The organism is Streptomyces sp. NPDC021225 (genome assembly GCF_044332865.1).
Lineage (GTDB): Bacteria > Actinomycetota > Actinomycetes > Streptomycetales > Streptomycetaceae > Streptomyces.
On sequence record NZ_JBIRPV010000005.1, the window covers coordinates 478869 to 504153 of the forward strand.

Annotated in this window: 28 protein-coding genes; 18 read left to right on the forward strand and 10 right to left on the reverse strand. The window is 71.8% G+C overall.

From position 1 onward, the window contains the following. Window positions 1–9: 9 nt before the first annotated feature. The 6 genes from ACH4S9_RS24260 to ACH4S9_RS24285 all read right to left on the reverse strand — a co-directional run bounded on the left by ACH4S9_RS24260 (window position 10) and on the right by ACH4S9_RS24285 (window position 3537). Window positions 10–867 (reverse strand): hypothetical protein, encoded by an 858-nt coding sequence (locus ACH4S9_RS24260; protein WP_361188527.1) that lies wholly within the window; start codon window positions 865–867, stop codon window positions 10–12. Window positions 868–899: 32 nt separating this feature from the next. Then, window positions 900–1055, reverse strand: coding sequence for a hypothetical protein (locus ACH4S9_RS24265; RefSeq protein ID WP_361188530.1), 156 nt, complete (start codon window positions 1053–1055; stop codon window positions 900–902). Between the two features lie 188 nt (window positions 1056–1243). Beyond that, window positions 1244–1741, reverse strand: a complete 498-nt coding sequence (locus ACH4S9_RS24270) for a hypothetical protein (RefSeq protein ID WP_398373820.1) — start codon at window positions 1739–1741, stop codon at window positions 1244–1246. Beyond that, entirely contained in the window at window positions 1728–2276 is a 549-nt protein-coding gene (locus tag ACH4S9_RS24275) for an RNA polymerase sigma factor (RefSeq protein WP_398373821.1), read from the reverse strand. Before ACH4S9_RS24275 ends, ACH4S9_RS24270 begins: the two co-directional genes overlap by 14 nt. Continuing rightward, window positions 2273–2503, reverse strand: coding sequence for a hypothetical protein (locus ACH4S9_RS24280; RefSeq protein WP_311723451.1), 231 nt, complete (start codon window positions 2501–2503; stop codon window positions 2273–2275). Before ACH4S9_RS24280 ends, ACH4S9_RS24275 begins: the two co-directional genes overlap by 4 nt. 164 nt (window positions 2504–2667) lie before the next feature. Beyond that, window positions 2668–3537: a maleylpyruvate isomerase family mycothiol-dependent enzyme gene (locus tag ACH4S9_RS24285; protein WP_398373822.1), complete on the reverse strand. Its 870-nt coding sequence runs from the start codon at window positions 3535–3537 to the stop codon at window positions 2668–2670. A 152-nt stretch (window positions 3538–3689) separates the two neighbouring features. Between ACH4S9_RS24285 and ACH4S9_RS24290 the strand changes: the two genes are divergently transcribed. Beyond that, a complete protein-coding gene (locus ACH4S9_RS24290) occupies window positions 3690–4520 on the forward strand; it encodes an AIM24 family protein (protein ID WP_385341177.1) in 831 nt (276 codons plus the stop codon). Between the two features lie 51 nt (window positions 4521–4571). Here the strand turns inward: ACH4S9_RS24290 and ACH4S9_RS24295 are convergent, their stop codons facing one another. Both ACH4S9_RS24295 and ACH4S9_RS24300 read right to left on the reverse strand, forming a co-directional pair. Next, a complete protein-coding gene (locus ACH4S9_RS24295) occupies window positions 4572–4775 on the reverse strand; it encodes a DUF6126 family protein (protein WP_311723448.1) in 204 nt (67 codons plus the stop codon). Then, the gene (locus ACH4S9_RS24300; RefSeq protein ID WP_311723447.1) at window positions 4772–5413 is read right to left on the reverse strand and encodes an XRE family transcriptional regulator; all 642 of its coding nucleotides are present in this window, start codon (window positions 5411–5413) and stop codon (window positions 4772–4774) included. The genes ACH4S9_RS24295 and ACH4S9_RS24300 overlap by 4 nt, the downstream gene beginning before the upstream one ends. 180 nt (window positions 5414–5593) lie before the next feature. Here ACH4S9_RS24300 and ACH4S9_RS24305 point away from each other — a divergent pair, with 180 nt between their 5' ends. Beyond that, on the forward strand, window positions 5594–6022 hold the full coding sequence (locus ACH4S9_RS24305; RefSeq protein WP_311723446.1) for a ribonuclease: 429 nt from the start codon (window positions 5594–5596) through the stop codon (window positions 6020–6022). Here ACH4S9_RS24305 and ACH4S9_RS24310 read toward each other — a convergent pair. Next, complete coding sequence (locus ACH4S9_RS24310) at window positions 6010–6147, reverse strand: hypothetical protein (RefSeq protein ID WP_361188544.1); 138 nt, start codon at window positions 6145–6147, stop codon at window positions 6010–6012. The genes ACH4S9_RS24305 and ACH4S9_RS24310 overlap by 13 nt on opposite strands. A 92-nt stretch (window positions 6148–6239) precedes the next feature. Here ACH4S9_RS24310 and ACH4S9_RS24315 point away from each other — a divergent pair, with 92 nt between their 5' ends. From ACH4S9_RS24315 to ACH4S9_RS24325, 3 genes are all read left to right on the forward strand, one after another. Continuing rightward, a complete protein-coding gene (locus ACH4S9_RS24315; RefSeq protein WP_311723445.1) occupies window positions 6240–7205 on the forward strand; it encodes a sugar kinase in 966 nt (321 codons plus the stop codon). Window positions 7206–7413: 208 nt separating this feature from the next. After that, the gene (locus ACH4S9_RS24320) at window positions 7414–8052 is read left to right on the forward strand and encodes a bifunctional 4-hydroxy-2-oxoglutarate aldolase/2-dehydro-3-deoxy-phosphogluconate aldolase (RefSeq protein WP_311723444.1); all 639 of its coding nucleotides are present in this window, start codon (window positions 7414–7416) and stop codon (window positions 8050–8052) included. Between the two features lie 170 nt (window positions 8053–8222). Next, on the forward strand, window positions 8223–9077 hold the full coding sequence (locus ACH4S9_RS24325) for a transporter substrate-binding domain-containing protein (RefSeq protein WP_398373823.1): 855 nt from the start codon (window positions 8223–8225) through the stop codon (window positions 9075–9077). A 25-nt stretch (window positions 9078–9102) separates the two neighbouring features. Here the strand turns inward: ACH4S9_RS24325 and ACH4S9_RS24330 are convergent, their stop codons facing one another. Beyond that, complete coding sequence (locus ACH4S9_RS24330) at window positions 9103–11058, reverse strand: cellulase family glycosylhydrolase (protein WP_398373824.1); 1956 nt, start codon at window positions 11056–11058, stop codon at window positions 9103–9105. A 387-nt stretch (window positions 11059–11445) separates the two neighbouring features. Between ACH4S9_RS24330 and ACH4S9_RS24335 the strand changes: the two genes are divergently transcribed. The 13 genes from ACH4S9_RS24335 (at window position 11446) to ACH4S9_RS24395 (ending at window position 25258) form a co-directional block, all read left to right on the forward strand. After that, window positions 11446–13131 carry an ABC transporter substrate-binding protein gene (locus tag ACH4S9_RS24335; RefSeq protein ID WP_398373825.1) on the forward strand — a complete coding sequence of 562 codons (1686 nt, stop codon included), beginning with the start codon at window positions 11446–11448 and terminating at the stop codon, window positions 13129–13131. A 12-nt stretch (window positions 13132–13143) separates the two neighbouring features. Beyond that, a complete protein-coding gene (locus tag ACH4S9_RS24340) occupies window positions 13144–14127 on the forward strand; it encodes an ABC transporter permease (protein WP_311723440.1) in 984 nt (327 codons plus the stop codon). After that, complete coding sequence (locus tag ACH4S9_RS24345) at window positions 14124–15038, forward strand: ABC transporter permease (RefSeq protein ID WP_311723439.1); 915 nt, start codon at window positions 14124–14126, stop codon at window positions 15036–15038. Before ACH4S9_RS24340 ends, ACH4S9_RS24345 begins: the two co-directional genes overlap by 4 nt. Then, a complete protein-coding gene (locus ACH4S9_RS24350) occupies window positions 15035–16084 on the forward strand; it encodes an ABC transporter ATP-binding protein (protein ID WP_398373826.1) in 1050 nt (349 codons plus the stop codon). Before ACH4S9_RS24345 ends, ACH4S9_RS24350 begins: the two co-directional genes overlap by 4 nt. Further along, entirely contained in the window at window positions 16081–17109 is a 1029-nt protein-coding gene (locus ACH4S9_RS24355) for an ABC transporter ATP-binding protein (protein ID WP_398373828.1), read from the forward strand. Before ACH4S9_RS24350 ends, ACH4S9_RS24355 begins: the two co-directional genes overlap by 4 nt. A 126-nt stretch (window positions 17110–17235) precedes the next feature. After that, on the forward strand, window positions 17236–17955 hold the full coding sequence (locus ACH4S9_RS24360; RefSeq protein ID WP_311723855.1) for a GntR family transcriptional regulator: 720 nt from the start codon (window positions 17236–17238) through the stop codon (window positions 17953–17955). Between the two features lie 139 nt (window positions 17956–18094). After that, window positions 18095–19111 (forward strand): sugar ABC transporter substrate-binding protein, encoded by a 1017-nt coding sequence (locus ACH4S9_RS24365; protein WP_398373829.1) that lies wholly within the window; start codon window positions 18095–18097, stop codon window positions 19109–19111. Beyond that, window positions 19108–20160 carry an ABC transporter permease gene (locus ACH4S9_RS24370; RefSeq protein WP_311723434.1) on the forward strand — a complete coding sequence of 351 codons (1053 nt, stop codon included), beginning with the start codon at window positions 19108–19110 and terminating at the stop codon, window positions 20158–20160. The genes ACH4S9_RS24365 and ACH4S9_RS24370 overlap by 4 nt, the downstream gene beginning before the upstream one ends. Then, complete coding sequence (locus tag ACH4S9_RS24375) at window positions 20157–21005, forward strand: ATP-binding cassette domain-containing protein (protein WP_361188557.1); 849 nt, start codon at window positions 20157–20159, stop codon at window positions 21003–21005. The genes ACH4S9_RS24370 and ACH4S9_RS24375 overlap by 4 nt, the downstream gene beginning before the upstream one ends. Before the next feature lie 303 nt (window positions 21006–21308). Continuing rightward, complete coding sequence (locus tag ACH4S9_RS24380; RefSeq protein WP_385341158.1) at window positions 21309–22460, forward strand: ROK family glucokinase; 1152 nt, start codon at window positions 21309–21311, stop codon at window positions 22458–22460. Then, complete coding sequence (locus ACH4S9_RS24385; RefSeq protein ID WP_398373830.1) at window positions 22457–23152, forward strand: hypothetical protein; 696 nt, start codon at window positions 22457–22459, stop codon at window positions 23150–23152. The genes ACH4S9_RS24380 and ACH4S9_RS24385 overlap by 4 nt, the downstream gene beginning before the upstream one ends. A gap of 107 nt (window positions 23153–23259) precedes the next feature. Next, window positions 23260–24555 carry a 4-carboxymuconolactone decarboxylase gene (gene pcaC, locus ACH4S9_RS24390; protein ID WP_311723430.1) on the forward strand — a complete coding sequence of 432 codons (1296 nt, stop codon included), beginning with the start codon at window positions 23260–23262 and terminating at the stop codon, window positions 24553–24555. A 58-nt stretch (window positions 24556–24613) separates the two neighbouring features. Then, window positions 24614–25258 carry an MBL fold metallo-hydrolase gene (locus ACH4S9_RS24395; protein WP_398373831.1) on the forward strand — a complete coding sequence of 215 codons (645 nt, stop codon included), beginning with the start codon at window positions 24614–24616 and terminating at the stop codon, window positions 25256–25258. Window positions 25259–25285 lie beyond the last annotated feature (27 nt).

The window sequence follows — 25285 nt, forward strand, 5'->3', positions numbered from 1 at the left end:
CGAGAGCGCTCACCCCGTCGGCTTCGGGACCCCGATCGGGTTGGGGAAGCGGAGCGCGGAGCCGCAGGCGGTCGCGAGGGGCGTCAGAAGGCTCACCAGGTCAGCCGCCTCGTCGGGGCCGAGCGTCTGCCAGGGGCGCTCGGCGGCCCGGTCCGTCGCCGCCTCCACCGTACGGAGGGTCTCGCGCCCGGCGTCCGTCGCTGAGCCGTCCCGGGCGAGCAGGCCGCGTTCGGCCAGGCGCTGCTCGGCGGCCTGCCACTGCGCGTCGGTCCAGCCCCGGACCGGCTGGAGTTCGGCGCGGGGGAGGTCGACGGCGGCGCGGAGGGCGAGGGTTTCGCAGCCGTCGAGACCGGCGGCGACGAGGGCCGCGACATGGCCGTCGCCGCGGTGTTCGCGGAGCAGGGTGGCGGCGTGCCAGAGGCGCCCCAGGGGGTCGTCGGGGAAGCCGAGGGTGCCGTTCGCGGCGGCCAGGACGCGCCCGGAGCCGTCCAGGTCCGCGGCGCGCGGGGCCAGGGCCTCGGCGGCTCGCTCCACCGCGCGCTCGTGCCCGGCGAGCAGGCGGGCCAGCGCGGCCGTGGCGCCCGTGCGGCGCAGCTCCAAGGCACGCTCGGGAGCGGCCAGGCCCCAGACGGCGGGGAGGGCGCGGGCGACCATGGCCGGCGCGAAGCCGAAGAAGGCGGCCACGACGGGGCCGGGCCCGACCGGGCCGAGGGGCGCGGCGCGGCCCGCGAAGTAGCCGCGCCAGAAGCCGCGGAGGCCCGCGTCCTCGTACGCGGCCAGGGCCTCCGGCGCGAAGTAGGTGACCGCGTGGATCGGCTCGAACAGGGGCCACATCGTGCGGGCCCTCGCCGCCGCGTCGTCTGCCATCGTGCTGCTCCCCTCGGGGTCGGGACGGATGATCACAGGCCGTACTCCCGGCGTACATGCTCCCAGCCCAGCTTGACCAGTGAGCTGATCGTGGCGCCGAATGCGATGCCGAGCCCCTTCTTCGCGTATCGCGAGTATTTCCGCTCGGAGTTCCACTGCCTGCGTGTGCTTTCGCCTGTCCTGGGCACTGCTTGCCTCCTCGGTGTCTTCATAGAGGAGACGCGGCCGGGGAGGGAATTACGTCAGAAAGCATGTGTGCGGCTGAGGAATAAATACAGCGGGGCCCGGTCTCGACTTTTCCCCCTGCTGTCGAGACCGGGCCCCTCCCCCGAAACGCGCGCGGCAACCCCTGTTTACCGCCCGCGTACTTGTTGCGTCACGTCTCGCTCGGTCCTGCCCCCCGTGTCAGGGCCGGGCGAATCGTCATCGGAAGAACGCTGGGTCGTTCTCCTGAGAGTTCTTGCTCCGCGTGCAGTTCCTCGACGACAGCGACCGCTACTTCGTCGCCGGCCTGCGCTGCGTGGCGCCACCACGCGTAGGCCGCTTCTTCGCCGTCCAGGAGTTCCACGAGTTCCGCGATACGTCGGAGTCCTGCACCATCCTTTCCCTCGTGATTCCGGGTGATCTCTCTCAGCTCGTCCAGCAGCTCCTCCCGGCTCGCGCCGGGCGGTATCGCGTACCCCTGAACGAGGTCCTCCTCGGATTCGGCCCGCCGGGGGCCGGCCGCGCTGTGGCCGACCCCCGTGGCGGAAACCGCTGAAGAGACGAATCCCAGCTCGGGGAACACCCGAGCCAGGAAGGTCTCCGCGTCGGGCCGAACCGAATCCGGGGAAGCGTGCTGGGATGCCAGGGCGAGACGTTCAACGACGTCCATCCCCGCCTCCTTTCTCTCCAGACGCCCGTTCGGCTTCCGCGAGGGCGATGAGCGCCCTCTTGTCGAATCGGCGGGCGGTCGACTCGGAGATGCCCATGATCGCGGCGATCTCGGGGAACGACCTGCCCTGCTGGTACCGCAGTTCAATGACTGAACGCCAGGTGGGGTTGAGCATTTCCAGCATGGGCGGAAGGCTCAGCTTCCACTCGATGTCGGAGTAAAGATCCTGCGTTTCCGGCACCAGCTCGCCGGAGGCGTATTTCTTGAGACGCTCGCGTTCCGCGGTCTCGCTGCGCTCCATGGAGCGCCAGGCGTTGATCACGCAGCGCTGGGCGTATCCGGGTGTGTTCCTGACCTTCCGGCGAAGGTCAGCGTCATCCCATTTCTTCCAGAGGCTCTCCAACACATGTTGTACGGCGTCGTCCGCGGCCTGGTGGTCGCGAGCGTGCCGACGCGCGGTCAGCCGGAGCGGCTGGGTGTGTTCACGGCACCAGGCCATGAAATCCGCCCGCGCGTCGAACTCCTCGTCGCTCATGCGGACCTCCCGGACATCTGCGCGACGCTGGCGGCGCGCGCCGTCGCCGGGGCGGCGGAATGGTGGTCCGGCCGGCTGGGCCCGACGGTGTGGCGCAACGTCGAGTGGCCGCCGGAGCTGACCTCGCGGGCGGTGGTGTGGGCGGCGGCGTGGACCTGGGTGGCCCGGCTCTCCGCTCGGTGGCGCGTCGCGGGGTCGCGCGGGAAGGCGTCGTCGACTGCGGTCATCGACGGCTCCCCCTCTCGGTGAATCGATCGCCTCGGACCCCGGTCCCAGTGGGGCCGAGTCCGATGGCCGCCGAAGAAGTACGGCCGACCACCCCGTAGACGCGGCCGCCGCGGCGGTTCTGTCACAACGGCCGGAAATTTTTTGTCCGTTGGGCCGGACGGGGTCAGATCTCCGGCTCCGGCTCCGGCTCGCGGACGATCGCGAGGATCGTCAGCGTGGCCCGCGCCAGCTTCTCGTCCCCGCGCACCGTGGCCCGGCGCCGCGCCTCCCGCGGGGTGATCCCGCGCGTGGCCAGCCGCCACAGCGTGTCCGCGGCGAGCTCGACCTCCGCGGTCGCCGGGGTGGTGGGGTGGTCGTCCGGGGTGGCGGGGGTGCGGAGCGCCCAGTGGTCGCCGTCGCGTACCGCCGTCCACGCCCCGCCGCCCGGGCCGGGCACCAGGATCCGTACCGTCGCGCCGCCGTGGGCCGGGTGGGCGCGCAGGGTGTGGGGGAGGGCGCGCAGAAACGTGTCGAGCACGGGGTGCAGCAGCTCGGGGCCGGTGGCGCCCGGCCGGTCCACGGCGTCGCGGATTTGCTGCTGATGGACCCAGAACTCGGTGTACTCGCGGGCGGTGTCCAGCCAGTTCGGGGCGGGCGCCCCGGGGGCCGCCCAGGACACGTCCAGGCCGGCGGGCGCGGCGGGGTCCAGGCCGGCCCAGAAGTCGTCGAGCCGCGGGCCGAGCGTGGCCGGCAGCTCGGTCAGCACGCGCGGGCTGAGCTGCCGCGATACGCGGACGAAGTCCTCATTGGTCCGCGTGATGAACCGCGGCAGCGTCTCGCCGGGGCCGAACGGCGACCCCGGGTGCCCGTCGCGGCCGCCGGACAGCCGGCGGAGGTGATCGTGGAGGAGGTGGGCCACCAGGTCGTGCACGTCCCACCCGGGGCAGACGGTGGGGCGCCGCCAGTCCGCCGGGTCCAGGGCGGTCAGCAGATCGAGCAGGGCGCTGCGGTCGACGGGGAAGAGGGGGCGCACGTCCAGGGGCGCCCCAGCCATGCCCGGTCCATGCCGGTGCCTGTGTCCATGATCGGGATTATTGTGCCGTCGGCCTGTGACCGCGATCGCGTTTCTCCGGTGGAACCCAGGGCCTCGGGTCGAGCGTTGGCCATTGCGATATATCCGCCATGTCCGTACCGAGGAGTCCTGCTGTGACCCTGCGCCAAGAGATCGTCGGCAACGCCATGCAGATGGCGGTTTGCAGCCTCCAGCCCGGCCAGACCGTCTACTGCGAGGCAGGAAAGTTCCTGTTCAAGACGTCGAACGTGACGATGGAGACCCGGCTGTCCGGGCCCGGCGCGGGCGGCGGACAGGCCGCCGGGGGCAACGGGGACGGCGGCGGAAGCGGTGGCATGGGCGGCATGCTGCGCCAGGCCATGGGCACCGCCATGCAGGTGGGCCAGCGGGCGCTGGCGGGGGAGTCGCTCGCCTTCCAGTACTTCACCTCGACCGGCGGCGAGGGCACCGTCGGGTTCGCGGGCGTGCTGCCCGGGGAGATGCGGGCGTTGGAGCTGGACGGCGGCCGCGCCTGGTTCGCGGAGAAGGACGCCTTCGTGGCGGCCGAGTCGACCGTGGAGTTCGGCATCGCCTTCCAGGGCGGCAGGACGGGGCGCAGCGGCGGCGAGGGGTTCATCCTGGAGAAGTTCACCGGGCGCGGCACGGTGATCATCTGCGGCGCGGGCAATTTCATCGACCTCAACCCCGCCGACTTCGGCGGCCGGATCGAGGTCGACACGGGCTGCATCGTGGCCTTCGAGGAGGGCATCCAGTACGGCGTCCAGCGCATCGGCGGGCTCAACCGCCAGGGCCTGATGAACGCGGTGTTCGGCGGTGAGGGCCTGTCCCTGGCCACTCTGGAGGGCAATGGCCGGGTGATCCTCCAGTCGCTGACCATGGAGGGCCTGGCCAACGCGCTGAAGAAGGCGCAGGGCGGGGACAAGCAGGGGCCGACGGGCGGGCTGTTCTCCACCCGCGCGGGGTGACTGCGCCGCGCCCGGGGGCCGCTCCGGAGGGCCGGGCTATTTCGCCCCGGCCTATTTCGCCCCGGCCAGGTAGAACAGCAGGAAGAGGAACCCGGCGATGAAGTGAACGCCGACGAGATAGATGAAGACGCGGATGGTGAACCCCATCGGGGCCCGGTCCTCCTCCCGCACGACCTTGCCGGTCTGTGCGGTTCCGCTGTTCTGTGCGGCCCCGGTGCCCGGCGTGGTGCCCAGGGTGTTGTCGGCGTCGGTCATGGCGCGTTGTGCCTCCCTCCGCGGACGGCGTCGCCGAGGCACAGGTCGGCCGTGCCGCTCTGAAGCAGTGTGTGGACGAACAGCAGATCCACGCCTCCGGACGAGGCGGCGGCGATGCGGTGCGGGGTCAGCGAGTCGAAGTGGGCCGCGTCGCCGACGGCGAGCACATGGACGGTCTCGCCGAGCGTCAGCCGCAGCCGGCCCCGGGTGACGTACAGCCACTCCTCGCCCGGGTGGACCCGCACCAGGTCCTCCTGGGGGCCGGGCCCCGCCGGTACGTGCACCCGCAGCGCCTGCATCGCCCGGCCGCCGCCGCCGGCCCGCCAGTACGTCCAGCCGCCCGTCCGTGAGGCCTCCATCCGGTCGGCCCGCAGGATCGGGTCCCGTTCCGGCGACACCTCGCCCAGGAGGTCCGATACCGTGGTGCCGTAGGTACGGGCCAAGGCCAGCAGCATGGGGAGCGACGGCTGGCGCCGGGCGGTCTCCAGGCGGGACAGATGCGCGGGCGAGAGCCCGGCCAGCCGGGCGGCGGATTCGAGCGTCAGGCCGCTGCGCCGCCGCAGGTCGCGCAGGCGCGGGGCGACGGAGGGCAGCTCGGCGGGAGGCCCGTCGGCGGGCCCCTCAGGAGGCGGGAGCATGCCTCCGGTATAACCAGTTTTCGCCTCTCGGGCAAAAGTTTTGCCTCTGAGGCAAAGGCGCTCGCGGCGTTACGTCTCCATCACTTCTCCCGGCGCTTCGCGCGGGTCCTGTGAACTCCAGGGAAACTCCTTTCATTTGGCATTGACATGTCATGGTCTACGCGCGTCATGCTGTAAGGCATGAGAATCCCCCCACGGATCGCCCGCATCGGTGTGCTCGGCGCGCTCGCCTCGAGCCTTCTCATCGGCGGCCCGGCCGTCGCGTCCGCCCCGGCCGCACCGCTCGCCCCACAGGCCGTCGCGTCGGTCTCCCAGATCGCGGCCGTCGGAGACATCTGCTACTCCGACCTGCCCTCACAGGCCCATGACACGCTCGACCTGATCGCCTCCGGCGGCCCCTACCCGTACCCGCAGGACGGGACCGTCTTCCAGAATCGCGAGGGCATCCTGCCGTCCCAGTCCACCGGCTACTACCACGAGTACACCGTCAAGACCCCCGGCTCCAGCACCCGCGGCGCCCGCCGCATCGTGACCGGGAAGAAGACGGACGAGGACTACTACACGGCCGACCACTACGCGTCGTTCGACCTGGTCGACTACCGCTGCTGACCACCGAAGACCGCCACCCCCCGCACCTCGGCCGCCGCCTGTTCGCAGGCGGCGGCCGCCGCGTTGTGCGCCCCGTCTCCCTCCGGTGGGAACGGCATTGCGTACGACGGACGTTGGCGTGTCATGAAGTGACTCGAACCCCGCGGGGGCGTCTGTCGGCGCCTCCGGGTAGCGTTTCCGGGAGAAGGGGACGCGCGGGGAGCAAGGGGAGGCACCGGTGGTGAGCGGCCCGGAAGTGGTCACATGCGGTGAGACGATGCTGCTGTTACTCGCCGAGCCCGGCGTCCCCCTGGAGCAGGCCGTGCACTTCCGCCGCTCGGTCGCCGGAGCCGAGTCCAATGTGGCCACGGGCCTCGCCCGGCTCGGTCATCGCGTCCGCTGGGTCGGCCGGGTGGGGGAGGATCCGGCCGGTCAGGCCGTGCTGCGCGAGCTGCGCGCCGACGGGGTGGATGTGACCTTCGCCGGGGTGGACGAGCAGGCCCCGACCGGGCTGCTGCTGCGCGACAGCCATCCGCACCGCGCCATCGATGTGCAGTACTACCGCGCGGGCTCGGCCGGTTCCCGGCTCGCCCCCGAGCACATACCCGGCGAGGCCCTGACGGGCGTCCGGCTGCTGCACCTGTCCGGGATCACCCCGATGCTGTCGCCGACCGCGGCGGCCGCCACCGACCGGCTGGTCGAGCTGGCCCGCGCCGCCGGGGCGGAGATCTCCTTCGACCCGAATGTGCGGCGCAAGCTGGGCGGCGCGGCGCAGTGGGCGCAGACGGCCGGGCGGCTGCTGCGCGAGGCCGACCTCGTGCTCGCGGGGGAGGACGAGCTGGAGCTGCTGACCGCGAGATCCGCCGACGACGCCGCGGCGGAGCTGCTGGACGGCCGGGCGCATACGGTCGTCATCAAGCGGGCCGACCGCTCGGCGACGGCCCTGACCGCGGGCGGCCGCTGGGACCAGCCGCCCTATCCGGTGCCGGTCGCCGACCCGGTCGGCGCCGGAGACGCCTTCGCCGCGGGGTATCTGTCGGGGCGGCTGCGCGAGCTGCCGGAGCCGCGGGCGCTCGCCGAGGCCGCCTGTGTCGCCGCGCTGGTCGTCCAGACCGCGACCGATACGGACGGGCTGCCCTCGGCGGCCGGGCGCGATCGGGCCCTGGCCGCGTTCACGGGCGGCGCCGACTCCGTCCACCGCTGAACCCCCCGCCCCGCCCCCTTCCACCGCACCGAGAGGCAGATATCTCCCATCGCTCGCCGCCGCTGACCGACCGTCGAACCCCCCACACCGCTTCCCCCTACAGCGCTTTCCCCACCGACCATCGCACAGCGAAAGGCCGCATATCCCGGAGGCAATCCGGGGCGGCATCTCCAGGAGACCCTGCTGAGAGGAAAGGCGGCGAATTGCCGTGTACCGCTGGGAGATCACCCGGGCCGCGCTCGCACAGCGGGTTTTCGCCATCATCCGCAGCGACAGCTATGACCACGCGACCGCGGCGGCGGACACCCTGCTCTCCGCCGGCCTCACCACCCTGGAGTTCTCGCTGACCACGCCCTTCGCGCTGGAGGCCGTCACCACGCTGGTCCGCGAGGTCGGCGACGAGGCGGTGATCGGCGCGGGCACGGTGCTGGACGCCGCCTCCGCCCGGATGGCGGTCGACGCGGGCGCCCGCTTCCTGGTCTCCCCGAGCCTGGACCCGGAGGTGATCCGTACCGGCCACCGCTACGGCCTGCCGGTTTTCCCCGGCGTCGCCACGCCCACCGAGATGGTGCGCGCGCTGGAGCTGGGCGCGGACGCCCTGAAGCTGTTCCCGGCCTCGGCCCACAGCCCCCGCTGGGTCAAGGACGTACGGGCCGCGCTGCCGCAGGCCGCGCTGCTGCCCACCGGCGGGGTGACCGTCGCCGACGCCCCGGAGTGGATCGCCGCCGGGGCGGTCGCCTGCGGGATGGGCTCGGCGCTGTCGGAGGGCGACCGGGACGTCGTCGCCAAGCGAGGCGCCGAACTCCTCGCCCGGCTCCAGGACGTGGCACCGGCCGAGGACTTCTGACGCCGGATCGGTCCCGGACGCCGTTTCAGCTGGTGGTCAACGGGTTCCGCCGGGCGGCCACTTCTGCCACCCTGACCCCGCTGTGATCACGCGCAGGCGCCAAGCCCCACCCGTGCGCTCCGCGCGCGCCGTTCCGTGCCGCTCGCCGCGGCCTGTGCGAAGGAGTCGCCATGCGACGTTCCGTCACGCTGTCCGCCCTCGCCGCCGTCCTGGCCGCCACCGCCGCCGGCTCGGCCCTGGCCGCCGGTCCCGCCTCCGCACCCGCCTCCGCGTCCACACCGTCCTCCGCCTCCGCTGCCGCGGACCGGCACCAGCGCGGCACCCTGCTCGACCGGGTGCCCGAGCGCGGCGTGCTGCGCGTGTGCACCACCGGCGACTACCGCCCCTTCACCCACCGCGATCCCAAGACCGGCGACTACACCGGCATCGACATCGACATGGCCCGCGACCTGGCCAAGAGCCTGGACGCCAAGCCTGCCTTCGTCACCACGACGTGGGCCAAACTGGTGGACGACCTGGCCGCCGGGCGCTGTGACGTCGCCATGGGCGGGGTGTCGGTGACCCTGCCCCGGGCCCGTAAGGCGTACTTCAGCGAGCCGTATCTGACCGACGGCAAGACCCCGGTGGTGCGGTGCGAGGACGAGCAGAAGTACCAGACGCTGGAGGACATCGACCAGCCGGGCGTGCGGGTGATCGTCAACCCGGGCGGCACCAACGAGCAGTTCGCCCGCGCCCACATCAAGCGGGCCACCCTCACCGTCCACCCCGACAACACCACGATCTTCGACGAGATCATCGCGGGCCGGGCCGATGTGATGATGACCGACGCCAGCGAGACCCGCTACCAGGCGAAGATCCACCCGGAGCTGTGCGCCGTCCACCCCGACAAGCCGTTCTCCTTCTCGGAGAAGGCGTATGCCGTGCCGCGCGGTGACGCCGAGTTCAAGGAGTACGTCGACCAGTGGGTGCACCTGGCCACGCACGACGGCACGTACGCCAAGTACGAGCAGGACTGGATGAAGTGAGGCGAGCCGCGTCGCTGACCGCCCGCTACGCCGCGTCCAGCCGCAGCACCCGCACCCCGTACGGCGCCAGGACCACCGTCTCCGCCGGGGCGCCGTCGAGGGTGGTGAGCCTGCCTTCGGGCACCACCGGCTTGACCGCCAGCTCCTCGCGGGCCTGGCTGACCAGCCAGACGAACACCCGGCCGTCCTCGTGGACCAGGCGGTCCACGGCCACCCGGGGGTCGGCGACGGTGACCGGGCGGTGGACGCCGGCGTGGGCGGCCAGCGCGTCGTACAGCGTGGTGGTGGCCTCGGGGTTGACCCGGGGGGTGACGGCCGCCATGTGCTCGATCGGGTAGGTGCAGAAGACCACACACCCGTCGCCGGTCTCGCGCAGCAGCAGCGCGGGGCGGCCGTGGCCGTCGACCGCGAGGACCTGCGCGCCGTCGGGTTCGACGGGGAGGAAGACGCGGCTGTTCTCGGTGCCCGCGGCGCGGAAGGTGAGCTCGGCGCCCTCGGGGAGGGTGCCGAAGGGGCGGGTGAGGGTGAAGGTCACCTCGTCGTCCTCGATCGGGTCGACCAGGCCGTACTCCAGCTGGTGGCGGACGCCGAACAGCTCGTTGAGATGGGCGTACCAGGGGCCGCGCTGCTCGCTGTGGGCGCCGGGGGAGTACGAGACATAGACCGTGGCGCCGTCCCGGGCCCGCCGCTCCAGCTCGTACCAGGTGGGGGAGAGCAGCTGTTTGGTGGACGGGACCAGCCACAGGCGTACGTCCGCGGGCAGCGCCCCGTCGCTCTCGCGGACCACCGCGGGCGGGGCGTCGGCGAGCCGGGCGGCGACCCAGGCCTGGCGGCCGGTCTGCTGGACGTAGGCGCGGTCCTCGGCGCGGGTGAAGGGGTAGACGGTGTCGAGGTAGGAGGAGAGCAGCAGGGCCGTGTCGGCGTGGGCGCGGTGGCAGCGGGGGAAGTCCACGGCGCTCAGCACCTCGGAGAAGTCCCGTAGTTCGCGCAGTTGCGGCTTGGGGGTGCCGGCGGTGTCGGTGAGGCCGAAGTGCATCTCGAAGGCGTGGTGGCGGTAGGGCGGCTGCTCGCTGAGGTTGTCGTAGTCGGTGTTGTTCCAGGCGATCCAGCCGGTGGCGCCGGCCAGCAGGCTGTTGTGCAGGGTCTGCCGGTAGTAGCGGGCGGCGCCGGGGCCCGCGGCGAAGTCGGAGCTGACGCCGAACTCCTCCAGCACGACCGGCCGCTGGAAGGTGCCGGTCAGCTCGCACACCCAGGCGGCGGCGTAGTGCTGCCGCACCGGGTCGTCCTCCATGCGGTAGACGTGCGGGCCGAGGAAGTCGCACAGGTCGGCCGTGTCCGCGAGCCGGAAGCCGTTGTCGTGGCCGGAGTTCTCCAGGCCCCAGGCGCCGTCGCCGAGCGAGACGGGCTGGGTGCCGCCGCCGGCCCGTACGGCGTCGAGGACGATCTGGGCCCAGGCCGCGACCGTCTCGCGCTCCGCGGGCACCTGGTCGGAGCGCACGCCGGGCTGGCGGCCGTAGATCGGCATCTCGTTGGAGACCAGCCAGCCGGCCACCGCGGGGTGTCCGGCGTAGCGGCGCACCGTCTCGCGGGCGAACCAGGCCTGGCGGGAGACCAGCCACACATCGCTGTACAGGTCGCGGCCGCCGCGCCAGGAGGGGTCCCAGTTCTCGCCGGACATATGGCCGACGAGGAAGGTGGGGACGGTGGTCATGCCGAGCGCGTGGTGGCGGTCGAGGAAGTCGGCGAAGCGGGCGCACAGCTCCTCGTCGAGTTGGTCGGGGGCGGGCATGAAGTCCGGCCAGTAGAAGAACGACCGGGTCATGTTCAGCCCGTGGTCCCGCAGCACCCGCAGCTCGGCGTCGACCACGTCCGGGTCGTACGAGCGCCACATCAGCGGACCGCCGGTGCGTGACCAGTAGTTGGCGCCGAGCCAGATGACGGGCTGATCGCCGACGGTGAGCCGTGCGGACGTGCGCTGCATCTGCGAACTCTCCCTCAGGCAGGGGGCGTCAGGGATGCGGCCCGGTGCGGACGGGCGGTGCCGCGCAGCAAGCAGTGAACGGCTTTACCGGTTTAGTGTCAACACTTCGGACAAGGTTCGTACGCACGGCCGTCCGAGGGCCTGGATTGCCCAACTCCCCGTCTATCAGGCCGTTCCGGGGCGAGAGCTGGATGTTCGACTGATTCGACTAGCCCGGTTCAGCGACAGGGCCGTGCCGGGACTATTGACACCCTCTTCCGGACGCCTTTAATTTCACGGCGCCGACGGTGTGCGGACCACCGTCCGGCATGCGTCCGTTCATCCCGCACCGTTCATCCCGCTCTGTTCGACCCGCGCAGCTTCGCTTCCGTACATCGAGGGGAACCCATGATCTCGACGACAACGGCCGGTCCGCGCCGCGCGCTCGCCGCCGGGGCCGCGCTCGCGCTCACCGTCACACTCGCCGCCTGCGGCGGGGGCAAGGACAAGAGCGGTGGCGGGGGCGGAGTGCTGACCGTTGCCACGGGATCCACGGGCAATTTCATCCGGAACTTCAATCCGTTCGCCCCGCAGCCCCTCCAGGCCACCAACGGGATGATCTATGAGCCGCTGTTCCATATGAACGCGGCGAAGGCCGGGGAGATCGAGCCGTGGCTGGCGACCAAGTACACCTGGTCGGACGGGGGCAAGAGGCTTCGCGTCCAGGTGCGCAAGGGCGCCACCTGGAACGACGGAAAGCCCTTCACGGCCGAGGACGTCGCCTGGACGTTCCAGATGGCGAAGGAGAACAAGGCGCAGAACATGTACGCCCTCCCCATCGCCTCGGCGAGCGCGGAGGGCGAGGACGCCGCAGTGATCACCTTCTCCAAGTCGGCGTACACCAAGGAGTACTTCATCCTCGGCAAGATGAAGATGCTGCCCAAGCACATCTGGTCGAAGATCCCGGTCAAGGAGCGGGCCACCACGCTCAACGCCAACCCCGTGGGCACCGGCCCGTGGAAGGTGAAATCCGTCAAGGGCATGACCATGGATCTGGTCGCCCGCGACGACTACTACTTCAAGGGGCTTCCGCACTTCAAGGTCATGCGGTATCGGTCCTTCACCGGAAACAGCGCGGTCACCGCCGCGGTCACCTCCGGGCAGATCGACTGGGGCGGCGGCTTCATCCCCGACATCAAGAAGAACTACCTCGCCAAGGACAAGAACTTCGAACTCGTCAACATCCCGCTGGCGACGACATCGTTCGTGCCCAACGCCCAGCGCGGCCCGACGGCCGACGTCAATGTGCGCAAGGCGATCAGCGCCGCCCTCGACCGCGAATTCATGAACCGCAGCGTGTACGACGGCCAGGCCCCCGTCGCCAACCCCATGGCGCTGCTGCTCCCCAACTACGCGTCCGTGCTCGATCCGTCCCTGAAGGACGCCGTGATCGAGACCGGCCAGGACAAGGTCGACAAGTATCTGACCGCCTCCGGATACGCCAAATCGGGCGGCATGTGGCAGAAGGACGGCAAGAAGCTGTCCGTGACGGTCGAGCTGGTCTCCGGCTGGACCGACTACGTCAGCGTCGCCCAGCTGGCCAAGCAGCAGCTGAAGAAGGCCGGCATCGAGCTCGTCGTCAAGGCCGAGTCGTACGCGCAGTGGTCCAACAACCGCGCCCGCGGCCAGTTCCAGATGCTGCTCGACAACAGCGGCTACACCCCCGACCCCCGTGCCTACTACGCGCAGCTGGTGGACAGCACCATCCCGCCGAAGATCGGCGAATCCACCAACGTCGGCAACTTCGGCCGCTACGCCAACCCGGTCATGGACAAGGCCCTGGACGAGATCGCCTCCAGCACCGACGTCGAGAAGCAGAAGCCCTGGTATTACAGGATCCAGCAGGAATTCATCAAGGACATGCCGGTCATCCCGCTCTTCTACGGCCAGAACGAGCAGGAGTTCAACGGCAACCGCGTCACCGGATACCCCACCGAGGACAACCTCTACGCGGCCCCGTCCATCTGGCTCGACCCGGACGGCGGCTGGGTGGCCGCCCGGATCAAGCCCGCCACCGGTAAATCCGGCAAGTAAGGGCGCGGCAGCGTGCGGTACGTACTGCGGAAACTCGGCTTCTACGCCGTCGCCGCCTGGATGGCCGTCACCGTCAACTTCTTTCTGCCCCGGCTCATCCCCGGCGATCCGGTGCAGCTGATGATGGCCCGGATGGCACAGTCCGGGCCTGTGGAGCCGGGCCAGGAGGAGGCCCTGGCCAGCATGCTCGGGCTGAGCCACGGCAACATCGCGGTCCAGTACTGGGACTATCTGGGCTCCGTGATCCACCTGGACTTCGGCCTGTCGGTCACCTACTTCCCCAGCCCCGTCAGCAGCGTCCTGAGCGACGCCCTGCCCTGGACGCTCGTCCTCGTCGGCGCCGCCACCCTCATCAGCTTCGTCCTCGGCCTGACCCTGGGCACCCTGGCCGGCTGGCGGCGCGGCAGCTGGCTGGACTCCCTCGTCCCCTCCACCACCTTTCTCGCCGCCGTCCCCTACTTCTGGCTCGCGCTGCTGCTCCTCTACCTCTTCAGCCAGGTGTGGGGCGTGCTGCCGCTGGGCGGCGGCTACGACGAGACCCTGGACATCGGGCTCAGCGGCGACTTCCTCTCCTCCGCCGCCGAACACGCGGTGCTGCCCGCCGCCACCATCGTGCTCAGCTCGGTCGGCGGCTGGATGCTCGGCATGCGCAACATGATGGTCTCCACCCTCGCCGAGGACTATGTCACCGCCGCCGAGGCCAAGGGGCTGCGCTCGCGCACCGTCATGTTCGGCTACGCGGCCCGCAACGCGGTGCTGCCCTCGGTCGCCGGATTCGCCATCTCGCTCGGCTTCATCGTCAGCGGCTCGCTCGTCATGGAGATCGTCTTCTCCTATCCCGGCATGGGCTTCACCCTGCTCCAGGCCGTCGAGAACACCGACTACCCCCTGATGCAGGCGGTCTTCCTCGTCATCACCTTCGCCGTCCTGGCCGCCAACTTCCTGGTGGACCTGGTGTACGGCTTCGTCGATCCCCGGACCAGGCAGGCCCGATGACCGCCACCCTCCCGCCCCCCGCCACCGCCGCGCCCGAACGCCCCGCCGGCCGCGGACTGCTGCGCCTGGCGCTGCGCTCCCGCCGGCTGGCCTTCGGTCTCGGTATCCTCGCGATCTTCACGCTCACCGCGCTGATCGGCCCCTGGCTGGTCGACGACCCCGAGGCGGTCAGCGTGGACCTGGGCCAGGCCCCCTCCGGGGCGCACTGGCTCGGCACCACCCAGACCGGCCAGGACGTCTTCGCCCAGCTCGTGGTCTCCGCCCGCGGCACCCTGCTGATCGGCGCCGCGGCCGCGGTCGTGGCCACCGTCATCTCCGTGGTCATCGGCATCGGCGGCGGCTTCCTCGGCGGCGTCGCCGACGAGACGATCTCCCTGATCAGCAATGTCTTCCTGGTCATCCCCGGGCTGCCGCTGGTCATCGTGGTCGCGGCCTACGTCAAGGGCGACGGGGTCCTCTCCACCATCCTCGTCATCGCCCTGACCAGCTGGGCCGCCTCCGCCCGGGTGCTGCGCGCCCAGACCCTCTCGCTGCGCACCCGCGACTACGTCCTGGCCGCGCGGGTCTACGGGGAGAAGCGGTGGCGGATCGTGCTCGTGGAGATCCTCCCCAACGAACTGGCGATCATCGTCTCGCAGTTCATCCACGCGGTGATCTTCGCGGTGCTCACCCAGGCCGGCCTGGCCTTCCTCGGCCTCGCCGACCCCTCCTATCTCACCTGGGGCACGATGCTCTACTTCGCCCAGAACGCGGAGGCCCTGGCCGGCGGCGCCTGGTGGTGGTTCATCCCGCCGGGCCTGGGCATCGCCCTCCTGGGCACCGCCCTGTCCCTCATCAGCTTCGGCCTCGACGAGGTCCTGGACCCGCGGCTGCGCACCCGCCGCCCGCGGCAGCGGAAGGAAGCGCGATGAGCGACAGCGCGAGGAACGACACCGTGCTGCGTGCTGAGCACATCGACGTCAGTTATGAGGCGTACGGCGGGGCCCGCGCGACCCGGGCCGTCCGCGACGTCAGCTTCGAGCTGCGCCGCGGCGAGCTGCTGGGCATCGCGGGCGAGTCCGGCTGCGGCAAGTCCACCCTCGCGTACGCCGTCGCCCGCTGTCTCCAGCCGCCCGCCCGCCTCACCGCCGGGTCCGTCACCTTCCACGGCCGCGACGGCGGCGAGACCGACCTGTCGGCGCTGGAGGGCGAGGCGCTGCGCGCCTTCCGCTGGAACAGGCTGTCCATCGTCTTCCAGAGCGCGATGAACGCCCTCAACCCGGTGACCCGCGTCGGCCGGCAGTTCGACGACATCTTCCGCGCGCACCGGCCCGGCATGCCAGGCCCCGAGCGCCAGGAGCGCGCCCGCGCCCTCCTCGACATGGTCGGCATCGACCCCGCCCGCATCCGCGCCTACCCGCACGAGCTGTCCGGAGGCATGCGCCAGCGCGTCGTCATCGCCATGGCGCTCGCGCTGGAGCCCGAGGTCGTCATCATGGACGAGCCGACCACCGCCCTCGACGTGGTCGTCCAGCGCGAGATCCTCGACGAGGTGGAGCGGCTGCGCGAGGAGCTGGGCTTCAGCGTCGTCTTCATCACCCACGACCTGTCCCTGCTGCTGGAGATCAGCGACCGGCTGGCGGTGATGTACGCGGGCGGCATCGTTGAGTACGGGCCGTGTGACCGCATCGCGGCGGACGCCGGCCACCCCTACACCCAGGGGCTGCTGCGCTCCTTCCCCGAGCTGACCGGCGAGCGCCGCACGCTGCGTGGCATCCCCGGCTCGCCCCCCGACCTGCGGGAGGAGCTGCCCGGGTGCCCGTTCGCCGACCGCTGCGAGCGGGCGTTCGCGCCGTGCCGCACGGTCACCCCCCGGCCGGTCCCGCTGCCCGGCGGGGGCTACGCCGCCTGCCATCTGCACGACCCGGCCCATGCCGCCGCGGCGGCCGGGCCGCTCCACGAAGGGAGCCAGTCGTGACCGCGCTGGACGTGACCGGGCTCACCGTCGACTTCCCGCAGCCCGGCGGGCGGCCCTTCCGGGCTGTCGACCGGGTCTCCTTCACCCTGCACCCGGGCCGCACCCTGGCGCTGGTGGGGGAGAGCGGCAGCGGCAAGTCCACCGTCGTACGCGCCCTGTCCCGGCTGGTGACGCCCACCGCCGGGACGGTACGGCTCGGCGGGGCGCCCCGGACGCGCGGCGCGGACTACCGGCGCGCCGTCCAGATGGTCTTCCAGGACCCGTTCGCCTCCCTCAACCCGGCCCACACCATCGGCCACCATCTGCGGCGGCCGCTGCTGGTCAACGGGCGGGCGCGGCGCGGCGCCGACGCCCAGGAGAAGGCGGAGGAGCTGCTGCGGTCGGTCAATCTGACGCCCCCGGCCGATGTGGCCCGCAAGCGCCCGCACGAGCTGTCCGGCGGACAGCGGCAGCGGGTGGCCATCGCCCGCGCGCTCGCCCCGGGCCCCCAGGTGCTGCTGGCCGACGAGCCGGTGTCGATGCTCGACGTCTCGATCCGGCTGGAGATCCTGGGCCTGCTGGACGGGCTCAAGGACGAGCGCGGGCTGGCCCTGCTGTATGTGACCCACGACCTGGCCACCGCCCGTCACTTCTCCTCCGAGGTGATGGTGATGTACCGGGGCGAGATCGTCGAGCGCGGCCCCAGCGACGAGGTGATCCTCGCCCCCAGGCACCCCTACACCCGGCTGCTGGCCTCCGCCGCGACCGGCTCCGGGGCCACGCGGGAGGAGGCGCGGGCGGCGCGGGCGGCCCGGCTGGCGGCGCGGGCGCGGCGGGACGCCGAGCGGCGGGAGATCGTGGTCGGCGACGGCTGCCGGTTCCGGCCGCGCTGCCCGCTGGCCATGGACGCCTGTGCGCGGCGGCCGCCGGAGGCCGAGGTGGGCCCCGGGCACCGCGCCCTGTGCTGGCTGCACGCCCCCGTCACGCCCGCCGCCGGCGGCCGTGAAAGCGGCGGCGACGACAGCGTTGGCAACGTTATCGCGTAAGCCTGCACGTTTTGTCCGGACAACAGAACTTCACGACTTCCCGTCATGTGCTCATCCGGCTACGCTCGCCCCGTGGCAAAGCAGGAGGAAGACTCATCCGGATCAGCGGAGGCGCTTCAGCTCAGCGTGGACCGCGGCAGCCCCGTCCCGCTGTACTTCCAGCTGTCCCAGCAGCTCGAGGCGGCGATCGAGCAGGGGCGGCTGGCCCCCGGCAGCCTGCTCGGCAATGAGATCGAGCTGGCCGGGCGGCTCGGCCTGTCCCGGCCCACCGTCCGCCAGGCCATACAGTCCCTGGTCGACAAGGGGCTGCTGGTGCGCCGCCGCGGCGTGGGCACCCAGGTGGTGCACAGCCAGGTCAAGCGCCCGCTCGAGCTGAGCAGCCTCTACGACGACCTGGAGAACGCCGGACAGCGCCCCGCCACCCGCGTCCTGCGCAACACCACCGAGCCCGCGACCGCCGAGGTCGCCGCGGCCCTCGGGATCGCCGAGGGCACCGAGGTCGTCCTGATCGAGCGGCTGCGCATGGCCCACGGCGAGCCCATGGCCCATCTGTGCAACCACCTCCCGGCCGGCCTGCTGAAGCTGGACAGCGCCGAGCTGGAGGAGACCGGTCTTTACCGGCTGATGCGCGCGGCCGGGATCACCCTGCACAGCGCCCGCCAGACGGTCGGCGCCCGCGCAGCCACCGCCGAGGAGGGCGAGCGCCTCGGCGAGCCGGCGGGCGCGCCGCTGCTGACCATGCAGCGGACGGCCTTCGACGACACCGGCCGGGCCGTCGAATTCGGCTCGCACACCTACCGGGCCTCGCGCTACTCCTTCGAGTTCCAACTGCTCGTGCGCCCCTGACCTCGATTACTGCCGTACACCCCCTGGACCCCCGCCGTGCACCGTGACGGATACTTGGGCGGCGGCCGGGCCGATGACGCCTGCCCGGACGCCGTATTCCGGGACAAAACGGGACGTCTTCGAGAAGGGCTGGGTCTTCGTGGCCAGGGTTGGGACAGGGGCACGTGCGTTGACCGCCGCGGTGCTGGCGGGGCTGCTGGGGTTCGCCTCGGCAGGGTGCAGCAGTACGGGCGGCAAGCGCGCCGAGGAGCGGGCCGAGAGGGCGGCCGCTTCGGGGCGGGCGGCGGTGAACACCCCGAGGATGACCTTCGCCATGGTCACCCACTCCGGCGACGGTGACACCTTCTGGGACATCGTCCAGAGCGGGGCCGAGCAGGCCGCCCTCAAGGACAATGTGAAGTTCCTCTACGCGCACCACGAGGAGGGCAAGGACCAGGCCCAGCTGGTGCAGACCTACATCGACCAGAAGGTCGACGGGCTGATCGTCACCCTCGCCAAGCCCGAGGCCATGCAGGCCGTGGTCAAGAAGGCCGAGAAGGCGGGCATACCGGTCATCACCGTCAACTCCGGGGCCGCGGAGTCCAAGGCGTTCGGGGCCCTGAGCCACATCGGTCAGGACGAGACCATCGCGGGCGAGGCGGTCGGCGAGGAGCTGAACAAGCGGGGCCGCAAGAAGGCCCTGTGCGTGCTGCACGAGCAGGGCAACGTCGGCCTCGAGCAGCGCTGCGACGGCGCCGAGAAGACCTTCGACGGCAAGATGGAGCGGATCTACGTCGAGGGCACCAACATGCCCGATGTCGCCTCCTCGATCGAGGCGAAGCTCCAGGCCGACAAGGGCATCGACACCGTGGTGACGCTCGGCGCCCCGTTCGCGGCCACCGCCGCCAAGGCGGCGGACCAGGCGGGCAGCAAGGCGGAGATCGACACCTTCGACCTCAACGCCAAGGTCGCCGACGCACTTCAGAACGACACGCTCGGCTTCGCCGTCGACCAGCAGCCGTATCTCCAGGGCTACGAGGCCGTGGACCTGCTGTGGCTGTACCACTACAACGCCGATGTCCTCGGCGGCGGCAAGCCGGTCCTCACCGGCCCGCAGATCATCACCAAGGACGACGCCGCCGAGCTGGCCAAGTACACCAAGCGGGGGACCCGATGAGCGCGGAGGCGCCACCCCTGACCCCCCTGACCAAGGATGAGCGGCTCATCCGCCGCTCGCTGCCGCGCCGCCTGGCCGGCCGCCCCGAGCTGGGCGCGGTCGTCGGCGCCGTCGCCGTCTTCGTCTTCTTCTCGGTCGTCGCCGACAGCTTCCTCCAGTGGTCCAGCTTCAGCACCGTGCTGTACGCCGCCTCGACCATCGGGATCATGGCGACGCCGGTCGCGCTGCTGATGATCGGCGGCGAGTTCGATCTGTCGACCGGGGTGATGGTCACCTCCTCGGCGCTGGTCTCCTCGATGTTCTCGTTCCAGATGACGGCCAACGTCTGGGTCGGCGTCGGGGTGTCCCTGCTGGTCACCCTGGCCATCGGCTTCTTCAACGGCTTTCTGCTGGTGCGCACCGGGCTGCCGAGCTTCATCATCACGCTCGGCACCTTCCTGATCCTCCAGGGCTGCAACCTCGGCTTCACCAAGCTGATCAGCGAGTCGGTCTCCACCAAGACCATCGCGGACATGGAGGGCTTCCCCGCCGCCCAGGACGTCTTCGCCTCGCACCTGACGATCGGGGATGTCGATCTCCAGGTCACCGTGCTGTGGTGGCTCGGCCTCGTCGCGCTCGCCACCTGGATCCTGCTGCGCACCCGCGCGGGCAACTGGATCTTCGCGGTGGGCGGCAACAAGGAGGCGGCCCGCGCGGTCGGCGTGCCCGTGGACCGCACCAAGATCGGGCTCTACATGGGCGTCGCCTTCGCGGCCTGGGTCGCCGGGCAGCACCTGCTGTTCAGCTACGACGTCGTCCAGTCCGGCGAGGGCGTCGGCAATGAGTTCCTCTACATCATCGCGGCCGTCATCGGCGGCTGTCTGCTGACCGGCGGCTACGGCTCGGCGGTCGGCGCCGCCGTCGGCGCGTTCATCTTCGGCATGGCGAACAAGGGCATCGTGTACGCGCAGTGGAGCGCGGACTGGTTCAAGTTCTTCCTCGGCGCGATGCTGCTCCTCGCGACCATGCTCAACTGGTGGGTCCGTAAGCGGGCGGAGGCCAGCACATGACCACGACAGACACCGCGGCCGACACCGCTGCCGATACGTCCGGCCGCACGCCGCTGGTCGAGCTGCGCGACGTCAGCAAGCAGTACGGCAACGTCAAGGCGCTCCAGGGCGTCTCCCTCGAAGTGCACGCCGGGGAAATCACCTGCGTCCTCGGCGACAACGGCGCCGGCAAGTCCACCCTCATCAAGATCGTCGCGGGGCTGCACCGGCACGACGCGGGCAGCCTCACCATCGAGGGCGAGGAGACCAGGCTCGGCTCGCCGCGCGAGGCCCTGGACCGCGGCATCGCCACGGTCTACCAGGACCTCGCGGTGGTCTCCCTGATGCCGGTGTGGCGCAACTTCTTCCTCGGCTCCGAGCCCCGGAAGGGCCGCGGGCCCCTCAAGCGGCTCGACGTGGAGACGATGCGTTCCACGACGCGGGCGGCGCTGCTGCGCATGGGCATCGACCTGCGCGACGTCGACCAGCCCATCGGCACCCTCTCCGGCGGCGAGCGGCAGTGCGTGGCCATCGCCCGCGCCGTCCACTTCGGCGCCAAGGTCCTGGTGCTGGACGAGCCGACGGCGGCGCTCGGCGTCAAGCAGTCCGGGGTGGTGCTCAAGTACGTCGCGGCCGCCCGTGACGCGGGTCTCGGTGTGGTCCTGATCACCCACAACCCGCACCACGCCCACCTCGTCGGCGACCGCTTCGTCCTGCTCAAGCGGGGCGCGATGGCCGGCAGCCACCTGAAGGCGGAAATCACCCTCGACGAGCTCACCCGCCAGATGGCGGGCGGCAGCGAGCTGGAACAGCTCAGCCACGAGCTCGCCCGCCCGGAGGAGAAGGACACAGCGAGCGAGGTCTGAGGGGGTCCGAGAACGCGCGGCGCACGCCGGGCGTCGCATGGCGCGATCACCCGCCCCCGGGCGGGGCTCACCATGCGGCGCCCGGGGCGGGTGAGGCACAATCGCACGGCGGGCTCCACCCGCCACGACCACGCACGCCGAGGCCCCGGCCTCCCGAGACCCCCGCAGGGACGACGAACTCTTGCGAGCACGCACCCGCAGCGACCGCATCCCCCACGCCTGCGCAGCCGCCACGGCGGGCCCGCCCGGCCCGGCCCGCGCGGCCCTCGGCCGCGGACTCGGCCTGGGTGAAGGGGTGAGCCGATGAGCATCTACCGCGAAAGGGTGCACCGCGGGTCGGCCCGGGCGACCGTGCTGCGCACCGTCGGCACCCGCGAGCGCCGCTCGCACCTCACCGCGCCCCGGGTCCCCACGGTCGGCATCGACATCGGCGGCACCAAGGTGATGGCCGGGGTCGTCGACGCCGACGGCAACATCCTGGAGAAGCTGCGCACCGAGACGCCCGACAAGTCCAAGAGCCCCAAGGTCGTCGAGGACACCATCACCGAGCTGGTGCTGGACCTCTCCGACCGGCATGACGTGCACGCGGTCGGCATCGGCGCCGCGGGCTGGGTGGACGCCGACCGCAACCGCGTCCTGTTCGCCCCGCACCTGTCCTGGCGCAACGAGCCGCTGCGCGACCGCCTCGCCGAGCGGCTCGCGGTCCCGGTGATGGTCGACAACGACGCCAACGCCGCCGCGTGGGCCGAGTGGCGCTTCGGCGCCGGGCGCGGCGAGGACCACCTCGTCATGATCACCCTCGGCACCGGCATCGGTGGCGCCATCCTGGAGGACGGCCAGGTCAAGCGCGGCAAGTACGGGGTCGCGGGCGAGTTCGGCCATATGCAGGTGGTGCCCGGCGGGCACCGCTGCCCCTGCGGCAACCGCGGCTGCTGGGAGCAGTACAGCTCCGGCAACGCGCTGGTCAGGGAGGCGCGCGAGCTGGCCGCCGCCGAGTCCCCGGTGGCGTACGGGATCATCGACCGGGTCGGCGGCAACATCGCCGAGATCACCGGGCCCCTGATCACCGAGCTGGCCCGCGAGGGCGACGCCATGTGCGTGGAGCTGCTTCAGGACATCGGCCAGTGGCTCGGCGTCGGCATCGCCAACCTGGCCGCGGCCCTGGACCCCTCCTGCTTCGTCATCGGCGGCGGCGTCAGCGCGGCAGACGACCTGCTGATCGGCCCGGCCCGGGACGCCTTCCGGCGCAACCTGACCGGCCGCGGCTACCGGCCGGAGGCCCGTATCGTCAAGGCCCAGCTGGGCCCCGAGGCGGGCATGGTCGGCGCCGCCGACCTGGCCCGGCTGGTCGCCCGCCGCTTCCGCCGCGCCAACCGGCGCCGGGTGGAGCGCTACGAGCGCGCCGGGACCAGCCCTCTGCGGCTGGCGTCGCGCGGCCAGGCGGAGCGGCAGTGACCGCCGCCGAGCAGCGGTCCGCCGCGTCCGCCAACGGTGCTGCCCCGAACGGCTCCTCCGCCAACGGCTCCTCCGCCCATGGGGTCTCCGCGAACGGCTCCTCCGCCCATGGCACCTCCGCCAACGGCGCCTCGCCGCCGGGCCGGGGGACCGCCGGGGAGCGGTCCGGTGACGGCGGCCGCCGTCCGCGGCGCCGCTGGCTCAAGGCGGTGGTGGTCTTCCTGCTGATCACGATCCCGGCGGGCTATCTGGTCATCTCCGCCCTCCAGAGCCGCGACAGCGGCGAGGAGAAGCAGGAGAACGCCTCGGCGAACGGCCTCACCACGGGCTGGCCCAGCAAGGTGCAGCGGCGCATCTACGACGTGTGGATCCCGTCCTACTCCGCGGACGTGGCGTTCTACGAGACGAACTCCTGGAAGACCAGCGCGCTGTACGTGCAGTTCGTCACGTCCGTCCAGGGCCTGGACCGGTTCCTGGTCGGGCTCGGCACCGACCGCGCCGCGCTGAAGGGCGGCCGGATCACCATCGACGCCGACGATGCCAGGAAGGTCGGCTGGAAGCTCGGCGGCGACGAGGACTGGGCCGGCATGGTGCTCAAGCAGAAGGAACCCCAGCCGGAGTTGGAGATCACCGTCGACCTCGACAACCGGCGCCACCCCAAGGTGTACGTCGTCTCCACCGTCACCCCGTAGCCGCCCGGGAGGGCCGTCGCGGCGGTCCTCCCGGGCCCCGGAAGACCGGTCGGGGGACCGGCCGGAAGGGCCTGATCGCCGACAGGGCCGTCGGATACCGTGACCCGGTGAGCGAGACGCAGACTCTTCAGTACCGGTTCGACGGTCCCGAGGACGGGCCCGTACTCATCCTCGGCCCGTCGCTGGGCACGACCTGGCACATGTGGGACCGCCAGATACCCGAGCTGTCCCGCCACTGGCGCGTGCTGCGCTTCGACCTGCCCGGCCACGGCGGCGCGCCCGCCCACCCCGCCGTCTCGGTCTCCGACCTCGCCGAGCGCCTGCTGGCCACGATCGACGGGCTGGGCATCGACCGCTTCGGCTACGCGGGTTGCTCGATCGGCGGGGCCATCGGTGCGGAGCTGGCGCTGCGACATCCGCTCAGAGTGGGCTCCCTCGCGCTCGTCTCCGCCTCACCGCGCTTCGGCACCGCCGACTCGTACCGCCAGCGCGGCGTGGTGGTCCGCACCAACGGCCTCGACCCGATCGCCCGCGCCACCCCCGAGCGCTGGTTCACCCCCGCCTTCGCGGCCGGCCAGCCCGCCATCGTCGAGTGGTCCGTGCAGATGGTCCGCACCACCGACCCCGGCTGCTACATCGCGGCCTGCGAGGCCCTGGCCGCCTTCGACATGAACGCCGAGCTCGGCCGCATCGGCGTGCCCACCCTGGTCGTGGTGGGCGCCGACGACCACGTGACCCCGCCGGCCGACGCCCGGGTGCTCGTCGCCGGGATCCCCGACGCGCGGCTCGCGGTCGTCCCCGGCGCCTCCCACCTGGCGCCCGTCGAACAGCCCACCGCCGTCACCGACCTCCTGGTGCGCCACTTCTCCACCGCCTGGCAGTCCACGGACCAGCCGACCGGCATGACCATGATCCCCGCCCCCGCGCACCGGGCGATGCTGGCCACCGCGCCGCCCACCGGCATCCCGGTCGCCGAGATCGGCTACGCCGCCGACCCCGTCCCCGCCGTGCCCGACACCCGCTCGGACGCGTACGACAAGGGGATCAGGGTGCGCCGGGAAGTGCTCGGCGACGCCCATGTGGACCGCGCCCAGTCCAACGCCGACGAGTTCACCGGCGACTTCCAGGACTTCATCACCCGCTACGCCTGGGGCGAGGTGTGGACCCGGCCCGGCCTCGACCGGCGCACCCGCAGCGTGATCACCCTCACCGCGCTCGCCTCCCGCGGCCACCTCGACGAGCTCGCCTTCCACACCCGCGCCGCGCTGCGCAACGGGCTGACCCCCGCCGAGATCAAGGAAGTGCTGCTGCACACCGCCGTCTATTGTGGCGTGCCCACCGCGAACTCGGCCTTCTCCGTGGCCCAGCGCGTCATCCGCGAGGAGACCACGCCCGAGGCGTGAGGCCTCCCGGGAGGGGCACGGAGCGCCCGGCGCGCCCGCCGGGAGCACAATGATCCCCATGAAGCTCACCAAGAAGGGCCACGCCTGCGTCCGGCTGGAGAAGGACGGGCGGTCGCTCGTCATCGACCCCGGCGCGTTCAGCGAGGGGGACGCCGCGGTCGGCGCCGAGGCGATCCTGGTCACCCACGAGCACATGGACCACTTCGACGAGCAGCGGCTGCACGCGGCGCTCGACGCCGACCCCGCCGCGCGGATCTGGACGCTCGCCTCCGTCGCCGAGCAGATCGCGGACGCCTTCCCGGGGCGCGTGCACACCGTCGGGGACGGCGACACCTTCACCGCCGCGGGCTTCGACATCGAGGTCCACGGGCAGCTGCACGCCGTCATCCACCCGGACCTCCCGCGGATCACCAATGTGGGATACGTGGTGGACGGCTCGGTCTTCCACCCCGGCGACGCGCTCACCGTGCCCGGGCGGCCGGTCGAGACCCTGCTGCTGCCGGTCCACGCGCCGTGGAACAAGCTCGCCGAGGTCGTCGACTACGTCCGCGAGGTCGCGCCGAGCCGCGCGGTGGACGTCCACGACGCCCTGCTGTCCGACATCGCGCCGCTGGTCTACGGCCGGATGCTCGGCCCCGACGGCCCCGGGATCGGCGGCGCGGAGCATGTCCGCCTGGTGCCGGGGGAGAGCGTGACGGTCTGAGCCGGCGGCCTGAGCCGACGGTCCGAG